Genomic DNA, 2,858 nt, shown 5'->3' on the forward strand with positions numbered 1-2,858 from the left:
GACCGGCCTGCAGCGCCAGCCGCCCTTGTGCCTCGGTCATGGCCGGGCCGTTGACGAAGTTGGCGGTGCCGGCTGCGATATTCAGGTGACGCACGCCGGGCAGGTTCAGCGACGGCGTCACCGTGCCGAGGTCGATCACTTCCAACTGCGCCGTCAGTTGCTGCGCCAATACGCTGATGGCCGCACCGCCGGAGACAAAGTTATGCAGCATCTGCGCGGTGACTGCCTGGGGATACGCCGACACGCCTTCGGCCACCACGCCGTGGTCGCCGGCAAAGATGGCGATCCACACCTGCTCCACCGTAGGTTTGACCCGGCCTTGCAAGCCGGCCAAATGCACCGCCAACGCTTCCAACTGGCCGAGGGAGCCGGCCGGCTTGGTCAATTGTTGTTGGCGCGCCAAGGCGTGTTGATACGCCGAAGCGTCGCTGGCCTTGCACGGGTTGAGCCACCAGGTTTCCGTCATAACGCAGTACCTTTCAAAGTCAGGGGCAGGCCGGCAACGGTCAGGACAACACGCTGACACCGCTCGGCCAAGGCTTGATGCAGCCAACCGGCTTCATCCACATAGCGGCGAGTCAATTCGCCCAGCGGCACGACACCCAAACCGGTCTCGTTGCTGACAAACAGGATTTCACCGGGCAATGAGGCCAGGCTTTCCAGCAATTGGTCACGCTCAAAAGCCAGGCGCTCGGGGTTGTCGAGCAGCAGCAGATTGGTCAGCCAGAGAGTGAGGCAATCCACCAGCAGGCAGCGCTCGGGCGCGGCGTTTTCACGCAGCACCCGTGCCAGTTCGATCGGTTCTTCGATCAGGCCCCAGGCATCGGGGCGACGCTGGCGATGCAGGGCGACGCGCTGGCTCATCTCGCCGTCCAGCGGTTGGCTGGTGGCGATATAGATGACGGGCAACGCGCTGTCGCCAGCAAGTTTTTCGGCGAGGCGGCTTTTGCCGGAACGGGCGCCGCCGAGGATCAGTTGGAGCATGGGATGGCACCTCGCTGCCTCAGGGAAATCCGATTGATGCCATCGCAGGCAAGCCAGCTCCCACAGTTTGAGCGCATGTACACCGTCAAACCCCACACAACGTGCGCAACAGCGCGGTATCCAGATGGTTGTCCACCAAGTCGGCCAAGCGCTCGATATCACGCTCACGCAGGGCGTGGTAATCCACCTCCTGTACCGCCTGCAAACCGGCCCAGCGCAACAAGGCGCTGCACGCAGCAGGGGTTTCGAACAAGCCGTGCAGGTAGGTGCCGAAGATCTGCCCGTCGGGGCTCTGCGCGCCGTCGCTGCGGCCGTCGTCCAGCAACACGGCCGCGTTCGACAAGGCAGCGCCGGACGTCACCCCTGCGTGGATCTCATAACCACTGACCTCGGCGTCCTCCAGCAGCAGGCGCCCACGCACATTGCGCAATTGCTTGTGCTCCTCCAGCGTCGTACTGAACGCCAGCCAGCCCAGGCCTGCACTCGACCCGGCCGGCCCCTCGAGCCCGAGCGGGTCATGCACCTGCTCGCCGAGCATCTGCAACCCGCCGCAAATCCCCAGCACCTTGCCGCCGTAGCGCAAGTGCCGCGCCACCGCAGTATCCCAGCCATTGGCACGCAGGTACGCGAGGTCACTGCGCACGCTTTTCGAGCCCGGCAAGATAATCAGGTCGGCGGCGGGAATCGGCTGGCCCGGGCCGATAAACTGCAAGTCCACCTGGGGATGCAGGCGCAGCGGGTCGAAGTCGGTATGGTTGCTGATGCGCGGCAATACCGGGACGACCACCTTGAGCACCTGGGCAGCCTTGTCGATCTGGCGCTGGTCGATGCCGTCTTCGGCTTCCAGATGCAGGTCCATCACGTAGGGCAATACGCCGACCACCGGCTTGCCGGTGCGTGCTTCCAGCCAATCCAGCCCCGGCTGCAACAAAGCGATATCGCCGCGAAAACGGTTGATGATGAAGCCCTTGACCCGCGCCTGCTCGGTCGGCGAAAGCAATTCGAGGGTGCCGACCAGATGCGCGAACACGCCGCCGCGATTGATGTCGGCGATCAGCAGCACCGGGCAGTCCACGGCTTCGGCGAAGCCCATGTTGGCAATGTCATTGGCGCGCAGGTTGATCTCCGCCGGGGAGCCCGCGCCTTCCACCATCACCACTGGGTAGGCCTCACTCAAGCGCGCGTGGGACGCCAGCACCGCGTGCATCGCGATGGCTTTGTAGTCGTGATAGGCCACTGCGTTCATGCTGGTCACGGCACGGCCATGGATGATCACTTGGGAGCCGGTATCGCTGTTGGGCTTGAGCAGCACTGGGTTCATGTCGGTGTGCGGCGCCAGGTTGGCGGCCTGGGCTTGCACCGCCTGGGCGCGGCCGATTTCGCCGCCTTCGGCCGTCACCGCGCTATTGAGCGCCATATTCTGCGGCTTGAACGGCACCACTGCCACGCCCTGGCGGACCAGCCAGCGACACAGCGCGGTGACCAGGGTGCTTTTACCGGCATCGGACGTCGTGCCTTGCACCATCAGCGTACTCATGTCGCGTCCTTGTAGGCGATCAGCGCCTGCTCGAGGCGCAGCCAGTCGGCATCGGTGTCGGGCAGGCCGAAACGCAGGCTGCTGTCGTGGACAAACAGGCGCAGCAGAATGCCGCGCTGGGCCATGAACGCGTGCAGGCGTTCGGCGTGAGGTGTGATCAGCCATTGGAACAGGGCGCAGCCGCCCTGGGGTTGAAAGCCTTGGTGTTCCAGCAGATCCGCTCCTTTGTCGACAACCCGCAGCTGACCGCGCTGATCATCCGCAACTGCCCTCGTGATCGAGACACACCGCCAACGCCCTACTCCGGGGTCTTGAGCCCGCGCAGCACACCCATCGC

3 protein-coding genes and 1 pseudogene are annotated in these 2,858 nt (G+C 64.5%); all 4 read right to left on the reverse strand.

What is annotated here, in order from left to right:
* Positions 1–466 (reverse strand): nicotinate-nucleotide--dimethylbenzimidazole phosphoribosyltransferase (locus L9Z73_RS28485; RefSeq protein ID WP_247408128.1); only part of this gene is annotated, 466 nt, incomplete at its 3' end.
* A complete protein-coding gene (gene cobU / locus L9Z73_RS28490; RefSeq protein WP_247408130.1) occupies positions 463–984 on the reverse strand; it encodes a bifunctional adenosylcobinamide kinase/adenosylcobinamide-phosphate guanylyltransferase in 522 nt (173 codons plus the stop codon). The genes L9Z73_RS28485 and cobU, both read right to left, overlap by 4 nt.
* Positions 985–1,069: 85 nt before the next feature.
* Complete coding sequence (locus L9Z73_RS28495; protein WP_247408132.1) at positions 1,070–2,521, reverse strand: cobyric acid synthase; 1,452 nt, start codon at positions 2,519–2,521, stop codon at positions 1,070–1,072.
* Positions 2,518–2,858 (reverse strand): annotated as a pseudogene (locus L9Z73_RS28500) (threonine-phosphate decarboxylase); the annotation flags it as partial. The gene L9Z73_RS28495 and the pseudogene L9Z73_RS28500, both read right to left, overlap by 4 nt.

This window comes from Pseudomonas emilianonis (genome assembly GCF_023072625.1).
GTDB lineage: Bacteria > Pseudomonadota > Gammaproteobacteria > Pseudomonadales > Pseudomonadaceae > Aquipseudomonas > Aquipseudomonas paraveronii.

Excerpts from the sequence above, each read along its gene's own strand:
- cobU (WP_247408130.1), bottom strand. The coding sequence starts at position 984 with ATGCTCCAACTGATCCTCGGCGGCGCCCGTTCCGGCAAAAGCCGCCTC.
- L9Z73_RS28495 (WP_247408132.1), bottom strand. The coding sequence starts at position 2,521 with ATGAGTACGCTGATGGTGCAAGGCACGACGTCCGATGCCGGTAAAAGC.